General features: G+C 37.1%; 15 protein-coding genes. 11 read left to right on the top strand and 4 right to left on the bottom strand.

Translation table 11 applies throughout. From position 1 onward, the window contains the following. Window positions 1-89: 89 nt before the first annotated feature. Complete coding sequence (locus GQR59_RS15055) at window positions 90-1,223, bottom strand: S-(hydroxymethyl)glutathione dehydrogenase/class III alcohol dehydrogenase (RefSeq protein ID WP_137297534.1); 1,134 nt, start codon at window positions 1,221-1,223, stop codon at window positions 90-92. 107 nt (window positions 1,224-1,330) lie between these two features. Here GQR59_RS15055 and GQR59_RS15050 point away from each other — a divergent pair, with 107 nt between their 5' ends. After that, complete coding sequence (locus GQR59_RS15050) at window positions 1,331-2,197, top strand: LysR family transcriptional regulator (protein ID WP_160064040.1); 867 nt, start codon at window positions 1,331-1,333, stop codon at window positions 2,195-2,197. A 192-nt stretch (window positions 2,198-2,389) separates the two neighbouring features. Here the strand turns inward: GQR59_RS15050 and GQR59_RS15045 are convergent, their stop codons facing one another. Then, the gene (locus tag GQR59_RS15045) at window positions 2,390-4,276 is read right to left on the bottom strand and encodes a methyl-accepting chemotaxis protein (RefSeq protein WP_160064038.1); all 1,887 of its coding nucleotides are present in this window, start codon (window positions 4,274-4,276) and stop codon (window positions 2,390-2,392) included. A gap of 624 nt (window positions 4,277-4,900) precedes the next feature. On the opposite strand from GQR59_RS15045, the gene GQR59_RS15040 reads away from it, so the two are divergent. From GQR59_RS15040 to GQR59_RS15020, 5 genes are all read left to right on the top strand, one after another. Further along, window positions 4,901-5,887 carry a Bug family tripartite tricarboxylate transporter substrate binding protein gene (locus tag GQR59_RS15040; RefSeq protein WP_160064036.1) on the top strand — a complete coding sequence of 329 codons (987 nt, stop codon included), beginning with the start codon at window positions 4,901-4,903 and terminating at the stop codon, window positions 5,885-5,887. A 253-nt stretch (window positions 5,888-6,140) separates the two neighbouring features. Beyond that, window positions 6,141-6,629: a tripartite tricarboxylate transporter TctB family protein gene (locus GQR59_RS15035; RefSeq protein WP_160064034.1), complete on the top strand. Its 489-nt coding sequence runs from the start codon at window positions 6,141-6,143 to the stop codon at window positions 6,627-6,629. A gap of 14 nt (window positions 6,630-6,643) precedes the next feature. Further along, window positions 6,644-8,149 (top strand): tripartite tricarboxylate transporter permease, encoded by a 1,506-nt coding sequence (locus GQR59_RS15030; RefSeq protein ID WP_201288116.1) that lies wholly within the window; start codon window positions 6,644-6,646, stop codon window positions 8,147-8,149. Window positions 8,150-8,450: 301 nt separating this feature from the next. Next, window positions 8,451-10,109, top strand: a complete 1,659-nt coding sequence (locus tag GQR59_RS15025) for an ATP-binding protein (protein ID WP_160064032.1) — start codon at window positions 8,451-8,453, stop codon at window positions 10,107-10,109. Next, entirely contained in the window at window positions 10,096-10,788 is a 693-nt protein-coding gene (locus GQR59_RS15020; RefSeq protein ID WP_160064030.1) for a response regulator, read from the top strand. The genes GQR59_RS15025 and GQR59_RS15020 overlap by 14 nt, the downstream gene beginning before the upstream one ends. 173 nt (window positions 10,789-10,961) lie before the next feature. Here the strand turns inward: GQR59_RS15020 and GQR59_RS15015 are convergent, their stop codons facing one another. Further along, a complete protein-coding gene (locus tag GQR59_RS15015) occupies window positions 10,962-11,630 on the bottom strand; it encodes an alpha/beta hydrolase (RefSeq protein ID WP_160064028.1) in 669 nt (222 codons plus the stop codon). Between the two features lie 86 nt (window positions 11,631-11,716). Then, entirely contained in the window at window positions 11,717-12,193 is a 477-nt protein-coding gene (locus GQR59_RS15010; protein WP_137297527.1) for an Lrp/AsnC family transcriptional regulator, read from the bottom strand. A 279-nt stretch (window positions 12,194-12,472) separates the two neighbouring features. On the opposite strand from GQR59_RS15010, the gene leuA reads away from it, so the two are divergent. From leuA to GQR59_RS14985, 5 genes are all read left to right on the top strand, one after another. Continuing rightward, window positions 12,473-14,209, top strand: coding sequence for a 2-isopropylmalate synthase (leuA, locus tag GQR59_RS15005; RefSeq protein ID WP_160064026.1), 1,737 nt, complete (start codon window positions 12,473-12,475; stop codon window positions 14,207-14,209). A 310-nt stretch (window positions 14,210-14,519) separates the two neighbouring features. Then, window positions 14,520-15,458 carry a response regulator transcription factor gene (locus tag GQR59_RS15000; RefSeq protein ID WP_236546785.1) on the top strand — a complete coding sequence of 313 codons (939 nt, stop codon included), beginning with the start codon at window positions 14,520-14,522 and terminating at the stop codon, window positions 15,456-15,458. A gap of 502 nt (window positions 15,459-15,960) precedes the next feature. Continuing rightward, window positions 15,961-18,084, top strand: coding sequence for a TonB-dependent siderophore receptor (locus GQR59_RS14995; RefSeq protein WP_160064022.1), 2,124 nt, complete (start codon window positions 15,961-15,963; stop codon window positions 18,082-18,084). Between the two features lie 604 nt (window positions 18,085-18,688). After that, window positions 18,689-20,905: a TonB-dependent siderophore receptor gene (locus GQR59_RS14990; protein ID WP_160064020.1), complete on the top strand. Its 2,217-nt coding sequence runs from the start codon at window positions 18,689-18,691 to the stop codon at window positions 20,903-20,905. Between the two features lie 92 nt (window positions 20,906-20,997). Further along, the gene (locus GQR59_RS14985) at window positions 20,998-21,669 is read left to right on the top strand and encodes a Fe2+-dependent dioxygenase (RefSeq protein ID WP_160064018.1); all 672 of its coding nucleotides are present in this window, start codon (window positions 20,998-21,000) and stop codon (window positions 21,667-21,669) included. Window positions 21,670-21,688: the final 19 nt, after the last annotated feature.

Genomic DNA, 21,688 nt, shown 5'->3' with positions numbered 1-21,688 from the left:
AGTTCGAGTTATTACTCGTATTGAAAAGGACTCAATTTGAAAAGCAGTCAGATTAAGTTTCTACACCTAATCTGACTAAGCAGGTCAGTCTATTTATGATCGAAGTGAATAACACTACGAATACTTTCACCGCTGTGCATTAAATCAAACGATTTATTGATATCTTCAAGTGGCATAGTATGAGTAATAAAATCGCTTAATTTAAATTCACCCGCTAAGTATTGTTCCACAATAGCAGGTAACTGTGAGCGACCTTTAACGCCACCAAATGCCGTTCCACGCCAAACACGCCCAGTCACTAGTTGGAATGGACGGGTCGAGATTTCTTTACCTGCACCAGCCACACCAACAATCACTGATTCGCCCCAACCTTTATGACAACATTCAAGTGCACTTCGCATCACATCAACATTACCAATACATTCAAACGAGTATTCAACACCGCCATCGGTCATTTCAACAATCACATCTTGGATTGGTTTGTCATGGTCTTTTGGGTTAATACAATCCGTTGCACCGAGTTGTTTTGCTAGTTCAAACTTACTTTCATTGATATCGATACCAATAATCTTATTGGCGCCGGCCATTTTTGCACCGATAATCGCTGACAAGCCAATGCCGCCTAATCCGAAGATCGCAACGTTATCGCCTTTTTCAACTTTAGCTGTATTTAATACCGCGCCCATACCGGTTGTAACACCACAACCTAATAAACACACTTCTTCAAGCGGTGCATCTTTATTAACTTTCGCTAATGAAATTTCTGGTAACACAGTATATTCAGAGAACGTAGAACAACCCATGTAATGGAATATTGGTTGACCGTCTTTGTAGAAACGGCTAGTACCGTCTGGCATGACACCACGGCCTTGTGTTTCACGTACTGCGCTACATAAGTTAGTTTTACCTGAGGTACAGAACTTACATACACCGCATTCAGCAGTGTAAAGTGGAATAACATGGTCGCCAACGCTCACACTAGTGACACCTTCGCCGATTTGCTCAACGATACCGCCACCCTCATGACCTAAAATAACTGGGAATAAACCTTCAGGATCTTGGCCAGATAACGTAAATGCATCGGTATGGCAGACACCAGAGGCAATTACTTTAACTAATACTTCGCCTTTTCTAGGTAGCATTACATCAACTTCTTCAACCACTAATGGTTGATTTGGACCCCACGCTACAGCCGCTTTTGATTTAATAAATTTATCCGTCATATCTACTCCAATTATGTGTGTATGGCATTTTTGTGTGTCTATTATATTTGTTTCTACAATAATGATAATCTACCTAAAATGAAAATTACTTTTACCAGGTGGTAACAATGAAGTGGCAGGGCATCAACGAATTTGTAGCAGTAGCTGAAAATCAAAGCTTTTCATTAGCCGCTAAAAATCTCAAACTTTCTACTGCACAAGTGAGTCGTCAAATCAGTGCACTGGAAAAGCGCCTACAGGTAAAGTTATTTTACCGTACCACACGTAAAGTCTCGCTAACACAGGAGGCACAGTTGTTTTATCAACATTGTCGTCATTTGTTAGATGGGCTAGATACTGCTGAACAAGCCATCACCAACTTACAGAGTAAACCGCAAGGTAAAATAAAGCTAACTGCACCAGTGACTTATGGAGAGCAGAAAATCTTGCCGTTAATCAATGATTTTGTCGCTTTGAATAGCGATATTGAAGTGACGACTGAATTAACCAATAACCGAGTTGATTTAATTGATGGTGGTTTTGATGTCGCTATTCGCTTAGGGCAGTTACAAGATTCAAGCTTGATTGCTAAAAAGCTCAGTCAACGATCTAACTTTGTTTGTGCCTCTGAAAATTATTTGCAAAAGCACGGAGAAGCTCATTCACTATCCGAGCTTAAACATCACAATTGTTTATTGGGCACACGTGATTATTGGCGCTTTACGGAGCAAAATAAAGAGAAGAACATTAGAGTTAAGGGCAACTTGCGTTGTAATAGTGGCGTGGCGTTAGTTGATGCTGCATTAAAAGATATTGGTATCGTGCAATTGCCTGATTATTACGTGCAATCTTATATAGAGTCAGGGCAGTTAGTGACCATTTTAGATCAGTTCAGAGAGCCTGCTGAAGGGATATGGGCTGTGTATCCGCAGAATCGTTATTTGTCACCGAAGATAAGGTTATTGATTGATCACCTTGCGGAGCATTTACAATAATATAGCCATTAAATAAATGGGTTATTATTGATATCTGTAATAGATAAATAGCAGCATTACGTTTTTATTTAATATGGTTAGTTGTATTTTAAAGCTAAAAAAATAGCGACAGTCCAAGGGAAGGGTGCCGCTACAGAACTATTTACAAGCTCTAAATGTTATAATATTTCTACTATAGTTAAGTTATTAGAATTAAAGAGTGAATCTCTCTACTGAGCGGTTTAATGAAGCGGCTGAATCTTTTAAACCCTTAGCCATTGTTGAATTATTTTCGGCATTATCGAATGTATGTTTAGACATATCATTTAAGCTGACAATACTATTATTAATCTCTTCAGCGACGACTGTTTGCTCTTCAGCTGCGGTAGCAATCTGATTATTCATATCTTGGATTTCTTCTACTGAACTATTGATAGCTTCCAGAGCCAAATTAGCTTCATTAGATTTAGTGGCTGTTGCTTCTGCACTTTTTGAGTTTGCTTCCATTAAATGTACTGAACGGCCTGCTTCTGCTTGTAAGTTAGCAATCACTTGTTGAATTTCATCCGTACTTTCTTGTGTTCTATTTGCTAAGTTACGGACTTCATCAGCTACTACCGCGAAGCCTCGACCTTGTTCTCCGGCTCGGGCTGCTTCAATAGCTGCGTTAAGTGCTAAAAGATTAGTTTGATCTGCAACTCCTTTAATAACGTCAAGAATACTACCAATATTATCAGTCTGTTGAGCTAGTTTATTAATAACTACTTGCACGTCTTCAATACCATTTAATAATGAACTGATATCATTATTCATTTCGCTTACGACCGTCATACCATTTTTTGAATGTTGTTTAGCCTCATGTGCTGAAGATGAAGCTTGCTGTGCATTTCTCGCAACTTCTAGTACCGTTACCGTCATTTCATTCATAGCTGAAGCTGTTTGATCTAATTGATGCATTTGTTGTTGCGTAGTTTCTGTCACGCCACTAGATGACTTTTCAATTTGTACAGAAGAGTTAATTACTTCTGTGCTTGTTGCATTAATTTCACTGATTGTATTTTTTAATTGTCCGACCATGGCGAGTACCGCTTTATAAACGCCTGTTTCATTCCCTGTTGTTTCCGCGTTAAGGGAAAGGTCACCATTTGCTATTTTTTGTACGATATCTTCGATTGTTTTAGGCTCTCCACCGATTGGCAAATACATTAGCTTAATAACTAGAGCGTAAGTGATGGTTAGTGCAATGACGATAAAGATGAAAGCAATAATGAGGCTGGTATATAAGTTATTATTAGAGGCTTCATTAATGTTTTCTTGTGAATCCCATGCCCATACATTCCAGTCTAAATTTTTTATTTTTGATGATGCAACAAAATAATTTTTACCATCATAGTGATAATTTAAAGATGCTTCATCTAAGTTTTTAAGAGGTTCATAACTTGGGTGTGAGGCAAAAAGGTTATCACCCAATAGCTTTTCATCTTTAGCAACTAAAACATACCCATCTTCACGAGAGATATATATTTGCGAGTTATCCGATAATTCTTTAACGAAGTTGGTGATTGAGTTAACTTCAATATTAACCGCAAGTAATCCAACGCGTTTACCTTCTCTGATAACAGGGACAGACATCGCGATAGCTGAGTTCCCTTCACCGTTAGTGTAAACCTTGGTCATTACCTCATTTTCACCTTCAAAAATACGGACATACCATTCACGTTTCATTTCTTTTGCATTAACGTTAGGAACAAAGCCATTTGCTAACGAGGCATAGATATCACCATTTTTCATACCTATATGTGCGCCAAGTACATCAAACTTATCTGCAATTGATTTAAGTGATTTTAAAGTTGCTACTTCATCTATTTTCTCATCACTAGTAATGGCAAGTTCTGCTGCAACGGCATGAAGAATATCAAATGTACGACCGATTTTTTGTTCTACCGCTTTGCCTATTACCATCGCATCATTTTTTAAACTACGATCATAAGTGTTCACTGATTCTGACTTGAAATTTATAAATCCAACAATGGATATCACTAAAACAACTATGGTTATTAGTGAGCCCATCAATAACATCATCTTTAATTTAACACTCATTAGGCATTTTCCTTGTAAAAAATTGATAAGAAGTGTCAATACTATAGTCGTGTTTTTGTAGATAAACGAAATAAATATGCTAGTCCGATCAATATTTAGCTATTTATTTATGAGTAATTTACAGCTAAGTTAATAGATAATGTTAACTCTGATATCGTTTAAGTTATTTATACTAATTAACTATCATTTGTCGTTTTAATTATTTTTTGTGGGAATACCTAATACGTTAACCAGATCATAAGTTACGACGATATTGAGTATATTAAATCGTCGTTTAATAGGTCTCTATTTTTGTTGACTTCCCTCTGATGTAGCTCTAACTAATTGTTTTAAAATATGAAAATTATATTTTTATTTTCTAAATAATTAATTAACACCATAAAAACCATAAGCACCATTGATTCATAACGTTTAATCGTCTCGCCTCACATTTCCATTCTTAACCTATCAGTATGCTTACAAAATCAGTTCATTCATTTAACAATTAAAATACATTTATTTAACGCATCAAATGAATATTAGGTTTTTACAAAGGATCTATTCTGAGAATAACAATAAAACGAGGGTAAGAGCTATTCGCTCAATACTTTTTATATTTAGAAAATAAGCTAAGGATGTAAGTTGATGATTAAATTAAAACAGCTTTTAACAAGTGCCGTGATTGCAACCACTACACTTCTCTCGGTTAACTCTGCGATGGCAGCCGATTACCCTCCTCATACTATTAATATGGTTGCGCCTTCAGGTGCTGGTGGCGGTTGGGATTTAACCATTCGTACTGTAGGTAAAGTGTTAAAGGATACAGGTCTTGTTGATGCCAATATGCCTGTAGTAAATCGTCCCGGTGGTGGTGGTGCTGTTAACTTAGCTTACATGCAAACTCAAAAAGGCAAAGGCGATCTTATTTCAGTATATTCTCCGCCTATTTTGCTAACTAACTTAACCGGGCTGACTCAATACAGTTATAAAGATACAACGCCTATTGCTCGTCTTATCACTGACTATGCTGCTTTTGTAGTGCCAGAAAATTCAAAATACAAAACCATTAAAGAAGTTATGGACGCGCTTAAAAAAGATCCTAAATCGGTCAAAATTGGTGGAACATCTGCCGCAGGATCAATGGATCATATTCAATTCTTATTAGTGGCTAAAGCTGCCGGTGTTGAAAATCTTCGTAACATTGATTATATCTCTTTTCAAAACGGTAGCTTAATCGCACAAGCGCTGGGTGGTCATGTTGACCTTATTTCTACTGGTTTAGGTGATGTAGCGGGGCTGGTTGAAAGTGGAAAATTACACGCGTTAGCACAAACGGCAGACAAGCGTATTGGTAGTGGCTTAATCGCGGAAATTCCAACAGTAAAAGAAGAAGGTATTGATGTCACGTTTGAAAACTGGCGCGGTTTATTTGGCCCTAAAGATATGCCAGAAGAAGCGGTTGCGTATTGGCGTGATGCTTTACAGAAAATGGTTGAAACAACTGAATGGAAAGAAGCTCTGAAACGGAATGGTTGGGACAATGCTTACCAAAATGACCAAGACTTCACCACGTTCCTAGGCAAAACTAATGAACAATATAAAGGATTGATTAAAGAAGTATTTGGTCGATAAGTCTCGGTATTAATAAGATGAAAGAGATGATTTATTTAAAAAAGTAAGTGCTCTTTCATTAAACAGGTTTGATATCAGTACTGAATTTTTATAAATCAATAACGATTCTATTTTAAAAAATACAATAAAGCTTTGTGTAAAAAGCAAAGCTTACTCCCTTATGATTATGCCAAGAAACAAAGTCGTTATAGCCACCGTTTCCATATTAAAAAAGCATAACTTAATAAACTCGATTATTTGGTAGAGGTGTAACGTGTCAAATATAAAATCAAATTGGGATGGTCTAACAGGACTATTTAGTATCACATTTGGCCTTGCTTACGGAGGGTATGCGTATAGCTTACCTCAGCCAATGTTTGGTAATCCATTAGAGGCTATTTTCTTACCACTTACCGTATCGGCTATCGCTATCTTTATTGGCATTTTACTGATCCTAACTGGTGGAATCACGCCTTCAATAACGGCTATCAAGGCATTATTAAATGAAAGCCCACAACGAAAAGAGGATCGCAGAAAAATAGCCATTACTTGTGTTATTTGTATTTTTTACGCGATGTTATTTGAACATGTTGGTTACGTGATAAGTACCTCTTTATTTATGTTTTCAACGTTGACGGTGACTTGCGGTAAAGGTTTTTGGAAAAAAAGCGCTTTAATTTCAATTATTTTTGCTGGTGGTATTTTTATTACTTTTAATGAATTGCTGTCAGTTAACCTCCCTCCATTCCCATTTTTTAATTAATAGAGCTGAGCATAATGGATATTTTAACGAATTTAATGAATGGCTTTAGCGTTGCTCTTCAGCCTTATTACTTATTTTTAATCTTAGTTGGCGGTATTTTAGGGACTGTGATTGGCATGCTTCCTGGACTTGGCCCTGCAACTGGCGTCGCTATTTTATTACCAATGACGTTTTCAATGGGACCAACCGCTTCACTTATCACCATGATGGGCGTTTATATCGGCGCCATGTTTGGAGGTTCTCGGAGCTCAATTTTAATTAATACCCCTGGTGATGGTGCGGCATTGGCGGCAACCTTTGATGGGTACCCCATGGCAATGAAAGGCAAAGCAGAATCCGCACTCGCAATATCAGCTATTGCATCTTTAATTGGCGGTACTATTGCGGCAATATTAATGACGTTAATGGCGGAGCCGGTTGCTGGTTTAGCTATTAAATTTGGTCCCGCTGAATACTTTTTATTAATGGTCGCCGCACTTTCTATGACGGTCTCTATGTCGAAAGGGAACATGCTGAAAGGCTTTTTATCGATGTGCATTGGACTCGCGATATCGACGGTAGGAATTGACGGACAATCAGGCTTACAACGCTTTACTTTTGGAGTGTTAGAGCTGCAAACGGGTATCGACTTCTTAGTGGTTATTATTGGTATTTATGCTTTAGGTGAGGTCTTTAAAAGTTTCCGAACCTTGAGTGAAGGAGGCAAAAAAGCCCAAACTAAGTTTAAAAGAATTTGGATAAGCAAAGAAGAATGGAAACGTTCAAAGTGGCCTATTCTTCGTAGTGCACCTGTTGGCTTTATTATTGGTGCACTCCCTGGTGCGGGCGGCACGATGGCATCGCTGATGTGTTACAACAACGAAAAGCAATTATCTAAAAATAAAGAAGAATTTGGCCATGGCGCAATTGAAGGATTAGCAGCACCAGAGTCAGCTAACAATGCCGCTTCTATTGGTGCGATGATTCCAATGTTATCGCTGGGTGTTCCGGGATCGGGAACCACTGCGGTAATGATGGGCGCGTTATTAATGCTTGGTATTCAACCTGGGCCACTCTTGTTTGCTCAGCATCCTGATACAGCTTGGGGCTTAATCGCGAGTATGTTTGTTGCTAATGTGATTCTAGCTATTGTGAATATTCCACTTGCTGGTGTATTGGTACGTTTGCTAGCGATTCCGCCAAAAGTACTTTATCCAATCGTACTTAGCTTAGCTTTTGTAGGTTGTTATGCAATCAGTGCTTCTGTTGTCGATTTCTATATCTTAATCATTTTAGGTGTTGCAGGGGTTATCATGGGACGTCTTGATATACCAACTTCTCCAATGATTTTAGCAGCCATTGTCGGTGGACAAATGGAGCAATCATTCCGTCAGGGTTACAGAATATCGAACCAAGACCTAAGTGTTTTTATGAACTCTGGTATCGCTAAAGGATTATTAGTCGTGATATTACTATCGATATTGTTACCTATTATTAGTGCTATTCGAGCGAAAGCCGCTGAAAGAAAGGTAGCAGCTTAAAATATTAGTTGCTCAAGCTGCTAAATTAACCAGTTACCCAAGTTACCCAAATAACGTAAGTTGTCATGACGATGCGTTATTTGGGTTCTTTTTTATGTTTAAAAGCGAACAACTATGTTGTACACATAAAACACTGTTTTTATTAGAAAATATTCATTAATAGGTAAGAGATAAACTCTAAAGCGAGTAAAGCGTCACTGTCTTTATTCTTATTTTAATTTAACATTTACGTTTCAAATCAGTTACAAATTTAACTCACTACTTCTTACTCATTACTCAGCATTCACTTCGGTTAGGCTTTATGAAAAATACTTTTTCTTCTTTCTTTAAATTGACCTTTCGCATCAAAATATTTTTATTATTATTTGGTCTACTTATGCTGCAAATGCCAGTGATGGTATGGCATTTTGAAAGTACATTATATAAATCTATCAAACATCAAGTGGGCACTCGCGCACTTATCCAAGCTAAAGAAATTTCCAGTGACCCCGTGCTCATTAAACAAATTGTGTCAAAAGATCTGGTCGCTCTAAATATTAATATCAATCGATTATCAGCGATTTCAGATGCCAGTTTTATTGTGATTGGTGATGAAAATGGCATTCGCTTATCACATCCGGTAGAGGATCGTATTGGTTTTCCAATGAGAGGTGGTGATAACGCCGGTGCGCTAGAGCGTGGTGAGTCTTATATCTCCTTAAGGGAAGGTAGTTTAGGCTATGGAGTGCGGGGAAAGGCTCCTATTTTTGATAGTGAGCATAATATCATTGGAGTTATTTCTGTTGGTTATTTACTGAACCGTTTTGACCAATGGATTGATGTGTATATGACACCTTTGCTTATCGAGGTGTTTAGTCTTTTTGCGCTCACCTTAGCCGCCGCATGGGGGTTTTCTCATCATATTCAGAAAAAAATGAATATGATGGAGCCAGAAGAAATTGCTCTTGCATTGAACTTACAAAATACAATTTTAAGTTCAGTATATGAAGGTGTCATTGCCATCGATCGAGAAGGTTATTTCCTCACTATGAATAAGTCGGCACGTAAATTATTGAGCGCTGAGTATGATATTAACTACCTAAAAACACGGAAAATTTTTGAATATGTTTCAAACTCAGAATTCTTTTTTCGTCAGCCACTGAATGAAAGCCTAAAAGATGAAATGATCCGTTTGAATGAATACAGTTTAATCGCCAACCGCGTTGCTATTTTTAAAAAAAATGAGCTGATTGGTTGGGTTGTTAGTTTTCGTGAAAAAAGTGATATTGAGTCTCTTACCAACGAGCTTACCCAAGTTCAGCAACACACCGATACGTTACGAGTATTACGACATGAGTTTTCTAATCGTTTGGCTACCATCTCTGGTTTGATTCAAATGGGTAGATTAGATGAAGTACAGCAATTGATTGCACAGGAAAATACCAGTAAACAAAAATTGCTAGATTTCATTCATCAGCATATTCATTTACCACAAGTTGCAGGTTTATTATTAGGAAAATCATTACGCGCAAAAGAATTGAATATTTCATTGATGTTTGACTCTACTTGCCAACTCTATCCACTTAATTCAACATTAAGCGAAACTGAATTGTGTGCAATCCTGGGTAACTTAATCGATAATGCCTTCGATGCTACTCAGAATAACCCTAATAGTAACTGTATTATTAACGTTTTAATCACTGATGCAGGCGATGATTTGGTGATTGAAATAAGTGATAACGGTACTGGTCTAGCGCCTGATTTAATGAATGAAATCTGGAAGAAAGGTGTCTCCAATAAACAAGACCGTTATAATCATGGCATTGGTTTATATTTAGTTCACCGCTATGTCACTCATGCTAATGGTTTTATACTCGTTGATAATGCGGAGCCACAAGGTTGTATCTTTTCTGTCTTTATCCCCAACCATTGTAAAAAAGACCCAATCAATATAGAAGGTAAACTAAATGGATCTCATTGATGTATTAATCGTGGAAGATGATGCAAGAATTGCACAAATTCACAGTCAAATTTTACGTCAAACCCCTCGTTTTAACCCTATAGGGATTGCTGAAAATCTACAAATGGCAAGAACGATGGTAAAAATACATAAACCGAATGTCATTATCTTAGATAACTATTTACCTGACGGTACTGGCATCGATTTATTCCGTGAGATCATTGCCGATAAAACGACTCATAAAACCAGTGTGGTGTTAATTACTGCTTCAGATGATATTGATACGGTTAAAACGGCAATGAAGCTAGGTTGTTTTGATTATTTACTTAAACCAGTGTCATACGAACGCTTGCAAGAAACACTCAATCGCTACTTAACATTAAACACCGCAATGGATGCATACGATAACCTTGAGCAACGTCAAATTGATGAACTCTTCAATATCCAACTGCGTGACAAATATCAACAATTATTACCGAAAGGAATAGAAAGCATTACGTTAGAAACAATCAAACGGGTATTTTCTCAAAATGTTGGCGTAAAATTTACCGTTGAACGCTTAGTTCAAGAAACGGGTATTAGTAAAACCACCGCTCGTCGCTATCTAGAATACTGCTCTGCCAATGGTTTATTAACTGCAGAAAATGAATATGGGAAAGTCGGACGACCAGAAAGAGTGTATTTAAAGCAGAGTAGTTAAAAAATCAGTAGTTAACAATTCAATGATTAAGAGTCGAATCAACAAAGATTAAAAGAGCAGAGCCAAGTCTACTCCTTCAATTTATATCAATTGATATTCTATAAATCCATATTCTTTAAATCTATACTCTATGAAGCATAAGTTTAAACTACAAAATTATGTTTGAATCAGTCTTATTTTAATACGCTTTGAATCCAAGCTGAAATATCGGCTAGCTGTTCTGCTATGACTGAGTGCGGCATGGTATATGACGTCCATTTAGCGGCATAACCTGCATCAATTAATAGCGAGTTAGCCATTTTACCTGCACTAATTGGAACCACTTCATCTTGCTCTCCGTGATGTTGTAAAATCGGCGTTTTTTGATTTTCTGATGATAGATCTGTAGGCAGTGCATCTGGGTTTGGTAGGTAACAAGACATAGCTAAAATACCGGCTAATTTTTGTGGGTACCTTAACCCTGAAAATAAGCTAATTACGCCACCTTGGCTAAAACCGGCTAACACAATTTTGTCCGCTGGAATGCCACTGTCAATTTGCTCTTGAATCAATGCATGTAGTCTTTTTTCTGATGCCATTACACCATTAAGATCTGCGCGATTATGTAGATCCATGCTTTTAATGTCATACCAAGATCGCATCACTGCACCTTGGTTGATGGTTACTGCTTGCTCTGGTGCATGTGGAAAGATAAAACGGATCTGATGATCTTTTGGTAGATTTAATACGGGTACTACAGGTGAAAATCCCGCGCCTGAATCGCCTAAACCGTGTAGCCAAATAACACAGCTTGTTGCGTCTGAAGATGGATTAATAATGATTTTTTCTAATGCTGCTGTCATGTTCTTATCCTTTATAAATTGCTCTGTAAATAAGTTACTTTTTAAGTGAATGAGCCTAATAATTAACTGATCTTACTCTTATTTTATTAATCGAGCGGTAATGCTGTTTTCTTAATGACTTCACGTAAAACAAAACTAGAGTGTACGCCTGTTACACCTTCTAGTTTGGTGATATGACCTAACAGAAATTGTTCATAATGTTGCATATCTCGTACGATCACTTTTAATAAAAAATCAGCCGATTGACCTGTCACAATTAAGCACTCTAATACTTCTGGTAATAGGCTAACTGATGTTTGGAAGTTTTCAAAACGCTCTGGCGTATGCCTGTCCATACTAATACCTATCATTGCTGTTAGGTTTAAACCTAAAGCAGAAGGCTTTAATAGGGTGACATGTTTATCGATAATACCTGATTCTTCTAAGCGTTTAACACGACGAGAGCAGGGTGTTGGTGATAAACCAACACTGTCGGCTAATTCTAAATTACTAATACGCGCGTTAGCTTGCATCAGTTGCAATATTTGCTTGTCTATTCGGTCTAATTTTACGATTGATTGCATGGTTATTTCTCAATGTGTATTTAATCACTACATTTTTTTGTTTTTGTAGTTATTTGTTGCAATATTTTGCAATTATAAGGGTAACTTTGCAACCATTCCCTCATTATAATTCGCTATAGTTTACAGCATGAATAGCGAGCGAAGTTTCTTACCGGAAATGGGTGGCAATAACCTTACCATGCTGAGCCAACTCGCTAATTCGTTTATACTACGCTTTACTGTTGCTTTATCGTTATAATGATAACAATCATATCAAAAAATAGTTTTAGGGAATCTCTTATGCCAGTGAATAGCAATCAACCATCTAGTTTTAATCATAAAAAATATCGTGCTTTTGCGCCTATTCAAAAAACCGATAGACGTTGGCCTAACCGTGTTATTAGTGTTGCACCTGATTGGTGTAGTGTTGATTTAAGAGACGGTAACCAAGCACTTATTGAGCCAATGAGCCCAAGCCAAAAACTAGAAATGTTTAAGCTATTAGTTGATGTAGGTTTTAAAGAAATTGAAGTAGGTTTCCCAGCGGCATCTGCACCTGATTTTGATTTTGTTCGCCAATTGATTGAAGAAGATTTGATTCCTGACGATGTAACGATTCAAGTATTAACACAAGCAAGAGAACCATTGATTGCACGTAGTTTTGAGTCATTGAAAGGCGCTAAGAAAGCGATTGTTCATTTATATAATTCAACGTCTACAGTACAGCGTGAACAAGTTTTCAAAAAATCATGTGAAGAAATTAAAGCCATTGCCATTCAAGGTGCGCAATGGGTAAAAGAGATGGCTTCTCAACAACCTGATACACATTGGTCTTTCCAATATTCCCCTGAAAGTTTTACGGGAACAGAAATGGATTACGCACTAGAAGTGTGTGATGCCGTGATTAACGTATGGCAACCAACGCCTGATAATAAAGTGATCATCAATCTACCTGCAACAGTCGAAGTGTCTACTCCGAACGTTTATGCAGATCAAATTGAATGGATTAATGACAATATCAGTCATCGTGAAGCCGTTAGAATTAGTTTACATACTCATAATGACCGTGGTTGTGGTGTTGCTGCTGCTGAGCTAGGTGTATTAGCAGGCGCTGACCGTATTGAAGGTACATTATTAGGTAACGGTGAACGCACGGGTAATATGGATATCGTGACCATGGCGATGAACATTTACAGCCAAGGTATTGATCCAGAATTAAACTTATCTGATATGGACCGCATTATTTCAACAGTTGAGCGCTGCACTCAGTTAGCGGTTCATCCACGTCATGCTTATGCTGGTGAGTTAGTATTTGCTGCTTTCTCTGGTAGCCATCAAGATGCGATTAACAAATGTATGAGCATTGATGCGGAACAGCGTAAAGAAGACCCTGATGCGCATTGGCAAGTAGCTTACTTACCGATTGATCCTCGTGATTTAGGTCGTAGCTATCAGCAAGTGATTCGTATAAATAGTCAATCAGGTAAAGGCGGTGTCGCTTATGTACTTGAGCAAGATTATGGCATTCAAATGCCACGCTGGATGCAAGTCGACTTTAGTCCACACATTCAAGCATTTGCTGAGAAAAGTGAAGCAGAAGTAGGGCCTCAAGTAATACATGAAATATTCTCAAACACCTACTTAAATCCAGTACATGCAGTTAATATTGAGAGTTACCAACTTAATCGTGAAGGCAGTGTTGATACGTTACAAGCACAGTTGACAACACAGAACCAAACACTTGAATTAAAGGGTGAAGGTAAAGGTGTATTGGATGCCTTTGTGAAAGGCTTAAGTGTCGCTATTGGTCATGACATTGTGTTAATTGATTACACTGAACATGCGTTACCAAGCAAGTTAGGTGCTGAAAATGAACAAGCTGAAGCAATGGCTTATGTGCAAATTAGCATTAAAGGAAGTCGCTATTGTGCAGCATCTAATTGTCACGATATTTTAACGGCTTCTATGCAAGCGGTATTGAATGCATTGGGTCGCAGTAACGTTAATGTGGCATCGTCTATTTCATTATCAGCTTAATAGCGATTAGTCGCTTACAATCATTTTTAATAACTTCATGGATAAGCATATTCATGAAGTTATTTTCATATCTTTACCATTCTATAGCTAATTAATATTACTGCTTAAAATAAATAACTACATCATTAAATTTATATTAAATAACAAGTGTTTACGTTATTTTTTACACTTATTTCCCCTATATAAATAATTAAATAAAGATTCAATGGAACACTATTACTTTTAAATTGAAGATTTTTCATTAGATAAAGCAGAAATAAATAAAAGATTTATCTCTTTGTTACCAAAGAGATATTGATAAAGTAAACCCTTGAAAGTAGAATGCGACTCATTATCGTTTATTGAGGTTGTTATGTCTTATATCGTAGTGGTTAGTAATAATTTGCAAAGCAAAAAATTGTTAACACAAATATTAACTAAAGCGACACATCAAGTGACTTGTTTTGATGATGTTAAAAGTACTTTGGTTCATTTACAGCAGCAAAGTGCTGATGTTGTGATATTAGACAATGAGTTTTCGAATGACTTACTTACCGATAATTTTTCTGCGAATACCTGTGTTGCTAGCAAAGCTATTTTTAGGCAAGAATCCTCTAGTGAGTTATCCTCAACGCTTTCTAATACTCAGTTTTCTGACTGTAATTTATCAAGTCGTGATCTGTCCAGTCGTGATCTGTCCAGTAGTAATCTGTCGAGTAATAAGCAATCTGATACTAGTTTAGTTGCTAAAGAAACTCAGACAGTCATTTCAACCATTTGTAAGCGTTTTGCCGTTCCTATTTTGTTATTGAGCGAAGCTAATGACCAAGCTAATTTGCTTGATAAATTAAAGGCTGGCGCTGATCAATATCTTAATAAACCTTATTCAGAACAAGCTTTGTTAGTGCATATCGAAGTGTTATTACGGCGTGTAGCATTAGAAAAACAACGTGCTGCATTTGATAATTGTTCTGAGCGCTTTTCATTTAAAATATCACGTCTGCCTTTAACTGATACTGAAGTGCAGTTAGTGCAATATTTGAGTAAAAATGACGGAGACATTATTTCTAAAGCAACCTTACAGAAGGAAGTGTTAAAAAGGGAATTATCTGCTTTTGACCGTAATTTAGATGTTCATATTAGTAACATCCGTCGAAAAATGTCTAATGCAGGCCTGTCTAAATTACATATAAAGACAGTGCATGGAAAAGGCTATGCTTTCACTGAAAAAGTTGCACAAATGTCTTGTGTCCTAATGTGTTTTTTATAGTCTGCTAATACCAATCACACTAATTAAGTTATCTATTTTACTTGTTAAAATAACTTATTTCTTCGTTGTAAATTTCGTAAATGGAACAACCATTAATGAATTAACATGTTTTAGTTAATTCACCGATAGACGATTAACGAAGTTAATCTTCGAAAGGCCTCAATTTTCGCCTTGAACTAACTCATTTTTCCTGCGCAAAATTTAGATCACTTATTTAATGTAATCGGTATAACCTCTCATATTCTTTTAAAATAAATTAATCGTGCTTTTATAAATGTGTGGTTAATTTTATTTCTCTGTTTTAAAAAATGCTATTCAGATGATTTACCTACCTATTACTTATTCTATTTAACTTTTATCTAGCAAATGTAAAGAATGTAATTTTGTTGTTATTGATAATTATTATCACGTATTTTTAGCGATTATTTCCATCAGTTAGTGCGATTGAACGCTCAAATGGAATTGATAATAAACAATCATTAATACAAGGGAGAAATAGAAAATGTTTAAAAGAAGTCAGTTGTCTATGTTAATAGGTGCGACGCTCGCCTCATCAGTCATTTATGTCAATGCTGCTGAAAATGCAGGTATTGAAGCCGATCCTGAAAAGTTAATGGTGGTGACTGGTGAGCGCGCTAACTATAAAGCGGACAGCAATACTGGCTCTATGCGCATGGAAATGACTCAGCTTGAAACGCCGGGACAAGTCACGGTGATTGATGAGCAATTAATTGATGAACAACGTGCAACCAAATTAAGCGATGTATTAAAAAATGATTCAAGTGTTTCAGCATTAGGCGATAGTCGTAATCGTGAACGTTTCGCTTTGCGTGGTTTTGAACTTAGTAGTAGCACTGGTTATTTACGAGATGGTAAACAACATTGGTCTCATTACCGTCAACCTGTTGAATTATTACAGTCAGTCGAAGTATTAAAAGGTCCTGCTGGATTGTTATACGGACAATCGGCGCCAGGTGGTCTGATTAACATGGTGTCTAAAAAGCCAACGGCAGAAACACATGTTGTCTTTAGCCAAGACTTAGGTTCAAACAATTCAACTCGAAGCACACTGGACGTTAGTGGTGCTTTGAACAAAGAAAAAACGTTACGTAGTCGTTTGGTGTTATCACAACAAAACTACGACTCATGGCGCAGCTATAGTGATGGTTCATCGCCTTCAACGGATCGTTTTGTTGGCGGTCTATTTATTGATTACGATCTTAATGATGCAGTGACTATTTCTGCACATTACGACCGTACAACAGATAACGGTGGTGTTGACTCTGGTGCTTATGTTGTTGCTGGGAAATCTGTTTTAGGCGATGAATATATTTGGGATACACAATGGTCAAATATCGACAACGAAGTTGAGAATGTCGGTGTTGGTGTTGATGCGCAATTAAATGATAATTGGTCATTAAATGTGAGTTACAACCATCAAGATTTTAAACGTCATGATGTTGAAAGTTATCCTGTTGAAACATCTTATGATGGTACAACTTATACGCAAGCGGGTAGTGATCGTAGTGATAACTGGATCTTCCAAACGGCAAGTGCCGATTTAGTCGGTGAATTTGATACTGGTAGTATTGGCCATAAAGTCTTAATCGGTAGTAACTGGTTAGGTTATAGCTATGAGCGAGAACAGTATTCATTAGTTGGGTCTACAACGACGGTTGGTGAGCCAAACTCATCGGCAACTATTGATACCACCGCCAGCGTTAGAACAACTGATAGTAAGTACAACAGTTATGGTTTTTATATACAAGATATGGTGACTTTTAATGACCAATGGCAAGCACTTGCTGGCCTGCGTTATGATTTGAAAGTAACACCTGGTGATGATGGTGAATCAGATGAAAGATTAGATGTAATTGTGCCTAAAGTCGCTTTAATCTATCACCCAACAAGTGACGGTTCTATTTACTTAACTTACTCTGAAAGCTTTGAACCTCAGTCTGATGTATCAGACAGTAATGCAACGAATGATGGTGCATCACTTGACCCAGTGAACGGTAAACTTTATGAGTTAGGCACTAAATGGGAATTATTTGATAAACAATTATTTGCTTCTGGTGCTGTTTTTCAAATTACTGAAGAAAATTCAACAATTAATGTGGGTAGTGCAGAGTCTTATGAAGTCACACAAACAGGTGAACGTGTTCATCGTGGTGTTGAATTAGCATTCCAAGGTAACATTACTGATGATTTTTCATTAAGTGGTACAGGTACTTATCTTGATGCTGAATACACAACGGATGCTAATTACCAAGGTAATCGTCCTGCTGATGTGCCTAAGTTCGCTGCTAGCCTTTGGTCTCGTTACCAAGTGACTCATAATACAGATCTTAACTTGGGTGCTACTTATGTGGGATCACGTTATGGTGATGCAGCAAATACCTTTAAGAAAGATGGTTATACTCGCTTTGATTTAGGGCTTGCTCATCATTTTCAATACGATCAAAACCTAGAAATGGTATTTCGTTTCAATGTAGAAAATCTGCTTGATACTGATTACTACGCTGGTGGTGGCTCAACAAGTGATGACTACGAAACTAATGGCGCACAAAATGTTGTTGTTGGTGAAGGTCGTAACTTTATGGCAACGGTTCAAGTTCGTTACTAATACCAAAAGAATTAATAAGGTGATCATTCTTACTGGTTAAAATTATCTCTAACTGCGTTGTGAGTTTTGAAGTGAGAACAACTATCTCCTACAACTCACGCCTTATTAGTGTTAATTTTTCCTGCGCAATCCCTGATCACTTATTTAATTCCATTGGTATAAGCGGTTTGAATTGTTAATTACTATTTATAAATAATGTAACGGCTAGGAAACTAGCCGTTTTTTATGCACTAGACTTCCTCTTCTTTTATTATGCCAATCACAATAGATAAGCTATTCATTGTGATTGCTCTCAATTCCATTTTATCTAATTCTCTTTTTATCGTCATTACGTCATTTATTGATTTTCTTTGTTTATCTGAGTGCTTTTCATACTACAAATGTAAAGAATGTAATTTAATTGGTATTGATAACCGTTATCACTAAAATCCTTTTCAGATTTTACACCTCACTTTTTATAAATATTCTAATGAGATTACAAATAAATTATCTGTGAATACTTAAAGCGACAAATATATGTTTGTCGTTTTGGGGGTGTTGAAAATAAATAGCGCTATGTACTTAAGTTTGTTGTGCAAACTTATCTAAAAGGAAATATTAGAAGATGTCTAACCAGTTTTTTAAAAAATCAAAACCAATTACTCACCTAGCGATTGGATCCGCATTAATTACAGCCTTATCTCCTGCTTCATTTGCTGCGGATGCCGATTCTGAAGTGACTAAGTTAGACGTAGTGACGGTGACCGGTCAGTCTGAGCAAGGAATTAATGCCGTCGATAATACCGCAACAAAAATGAACTTATCTTTGAAAGATACAGGTCGCTCTGTTGTAAAAGTAACAAAAGAACAAATCGAGGATATGTCTGCAGAAGATGTTAAGGATATTGCTGAGTATGCCACTAGCATTAATACCAGCAGTTCTGCCGATCGTAATGTGATTATTCGCGGTATATCAACGAACCTTGATAACTTTATGGTCAATGGGTTACGTTCACTTCAAGGTGGTGAAGCTGGTTCTGGTTCTCGTTCTCCTAGTACTTATAACGTAGAGTCAGTGACAATACTTAACGGTTCTGATGCTATTTTATATGGTTCAGGTGTTGGTGGCGGTATGGTTAATGTCATTACTAAAAAACCTCAAGAAGAATCAGAAACGACATTAGGTTTAAAAACAAGATCTTATGTGTCTGGAGATACGGCTAACTTTAAAAGAAACCAAGTCTCAGTCAGTATTGATTCAACTGGTGAGTTGGTTGGCGATAAAGTGTTATATCGAGTTAATGCAGAATTAACACCTGATGGAGAAGAGTACCAAGAAGGGCGCTCAACAGATGAGCAAGCTCTCGATGTTTCTTTGACCTTTAAAATTGGTGATAACACACGTATTACACCACGTTTTGAATATATTAATCGTGAGACGACGGGTGGTAGTAGTTATGGCGATGGTGTTTACACCACTAATCTTGCTAATGGCACATTAGGTGATACAACAGATAGTTTCGGTAGCATTATTAACCGTAGTTTCTATTATGGTAGCCCGTTAGATAAAGGCGCTAATAAATCAACTACTTTTGAATTAAGTGCTGAACATAAACTACAAAACTGGACGTTAAATGCAACCGCTGCGGCGGTCAATACTAAGTCAAGCGCGCAAGATCTCTATGCAAGTAATAGCAGTGGTTTAGGTAATGCCATTGGTGATTCAACATTAGAAAGAAAGTGGGTTTATGCTCAAGGCGAAGACCAATACTTTTTACTTGATACCAATGCTGAAGGGAAATTTGAAACAGGTATTTTTAAACATCATTTATTAACGGGCGTTAATGTCCGTAATAAAAAAGTTAAATTTATGCGTAACTTCCAAGATAATGAAGATGCGATTGGTAATAATACAATCAATGTCTATGACCCAGATGATCAAATTTATACTCAAATACCTGACTCTTTAAAAGACGGTAATTATTCAACAACAATCGATAATGAAATCAACTTATATTTAAAAGATCGTATTAGTCTTGGTGATTTCACATTAGCGTTAGGGTTGGGGTACACAAGGTTCAAAGGTGAAGAAACGAGTTCAGATGATTCAGATTATGATCAAAGTACTTCTAACTTTATCTATGATGCGGGTGTTGTTTATAAGTTAACGCAAGATGTGAATCTATTTGCATCTTACAGCCAAGCTTATGAACCGATTGATACATCGACGTTAGTACAATATGGCCAAGATGGTGTTAGCTACGATCCAGAAGAAAGTGATAACTATGAACTAGGCTTTAAAGGTGACTTTTTCGATGATAAGTTAAGTACTAGTGTGACATTATTTTATATCAATACTAAAAATCAAACAGAGTATGAAACGATTGATGGCGATAGAGCGTTAGTACAACGTTCAGGTGAAGCGTTCAGATCAACAGGTGTTGAAGTTAATGCGTTAGTTCATCTCACTGACCAAATTTCTAGCCGTATAAGTTACGCATACACTGACGCGTCTGATACTTCGGGTGACGATAAAGGTGTACAAGCAGATTACACACCTTATAACTCTCTTTCTATTTGGAATAGTTATAAGATGGATAGCGAGCCAGTTCGTTTTGCATTAGGTATGAGAGCTGAATCAGGTAGTAATGATGGTGATTACAAAGTACCTGGATATGCTGAATTTGACTTCGGAACTTACTATGAACTAGAAAACTGGGATATCTCATTAGTGGTTCGTAATATGTTTGATAAAAGTCGCGTTGCTTCAACACCAAACTGGGTGTTGGCAGAAGGGAATGACCCTCGATCTCTTAACTTAAACTTTAAATACCGTTTATAAGTGTCCTGTTATAAACACACTAAATAGTATTTTTAAATAACGATAAAGCGGACATAGTAGTGTCCGCTTTTTTATAGAAAGGTTATTCGTTAATGATCACTATTCTTGAAAATGTTCTTTCTGAAGATGAACTAAAACAAATACATCAGACTTTGAGCCGTGGGACATTTCACGCAGGTGATGAAACGGCTGGTTGGGCTGCTAAGTCAGTCAAAAAGAATCTTCAATGGTATGCCGATCCTGAGTTAGAAACTGATCTTTCTAACACGATGACCACTAAATTAGTCACACATCCTGATTTTGCAACGACAACTTATGCTAAAAAAATTGCACCTTTCTTATTTAGCGAGAGTAAAGATTCTGGCGGTTATGGAAATCATGTTGATGATGCGCTAATGGGCGCTGATTCTATTATTCGATCTGATATCTCTTGTACGATTTTCCTTTCTGATCCAAAAGATTACAGTGGCGGAGAGTTGGTGTTTTCTATTGGAGCGCAAGCGTTAAGTTATAAATTGTCTGCAGGCCAAGCTATTATTTATCCATCTACCACACTGCACCGCGTAGAACCTGTGACAGAGGGGGTAAGAAGTGTTGCCGTTACTTGGTTAGAAAGCTATGTGCGTGATACCGAGAAACGAGGGATCCTTGGTGACCTTGATTTGGCTCGACGAAATATCATGACAACACAAGGTAAAAATTCAGCCTTCGACCAAGTGAGCCGCTCTCATGCAAACCTGTTACGACTTTGGGCTGAAACCTAATCATTAAGCAATCTTTCTA

The sequence above is a fragment of the Psychromonas sp. L1A2 genome (genome assembly GCF_009828855.1).
In the GTDB taxonomy this organism is placed as follows: Bacteria; Pseudomonadota; Gammaproteobacteria; order Enterobacterales; family Psychromonadaceae; genus Psychromonas.
The sequence above is the reverse complement of the archived record's forward strand: the minus strand, read 5'-3'. Positions and strand labels throughout refer to the sequence as shown.

Bases quoted from the DNA above. Each gene is read 5' to 3' on its own strand.
- GQR59_RS15055 (WP_137297534.1), bottom strand. From the start codon at position 1,223: ATGACGGATAAATTTATTAAATCAAAAGCGGCTGTAGCGTGGGGTCCA.
- GQR59_RS14990 (WP_160064020.1), top strand. From the start codon at position 18,689: ATGTCTAACCAGTTTTTTAAAAAATCAAAACCAATTACTCACCTAGCG.
- GQR59_RS14985 (WP_160064018.1), top strand. From the start codon at position 20,998: ATGATCACTATTCTTGAAAATGTTCTTTCTGAAGATGAACTAAAACAA.
- GQR59_RS15050 (WP_160064040.1), top strand. From the start codon at position 1,331: ATGAAGTGGCAGGGCATCAACGAATTTGTAGCAGTAGCTGAAAATCAA.
- GQR59_RS15045 (WP_160064038.1), bottom strand. From the start codon at position 4,276: ATGAGTGTTAAATTAAAGATGATGTTATTGATGGGCTCACTAATAACC.
- GQR59_RS15010 (WP_137297527.1), bottom strand. From the start codon at position 12,193: ATGCAATCAATCGTAAAATTAGACCGAATAGACAAGCAAATATTGCAA.
- leuA (WP_160064026.1), top strand. From the start codon at position 12,473: ATGCCAGTGAATAGCAATCAACCATCTAGTTTTAATCATAAAAAATAT.
- GQR59_RS15015 (WP_160064028.1), bottom strand. From the start codon at position 11,630: ATGACAGCAGCATTAGAAAAAATCATTATTAATCCATCTTCAGACGCA.
- GQR59_RS15040 (WP_160064036.1), top strand. From the start codon at position 4,901: ATGATTAAATTAAAACAGCTTTTAACAAGTGCCGTGATTGCAACCACT.
- GQR59_RS14995 (WP_160064022.1), top strand. From the start codon at position 15,961: ATGTTTAAAAGAAGTCAGTTGTCTATGTTAATAGGTGCGACGCTCGCC.
- GQR59_RS15030 (WP_201288116.1), top strand. From the start codon at position 6,644: ATGGATATTTTAACGAATTTAATGAATGGCTTTAGCGTTGCTCTTCAG.
- GQR59_RS15025 (WP_160064032.1), top strand. From the start codon at position 8,451: ATGAAAAATACTTTTTCTTCTTTCTTTAAATTGACCTTTCGCATCAAA.
- GQR59_RS15020 (WP_160064030.1), top strand. From the start codon at position 10,096: ATGGATCTCATTGATGTATTAATCGTGGAAGATGATGCAAGAATTGCA.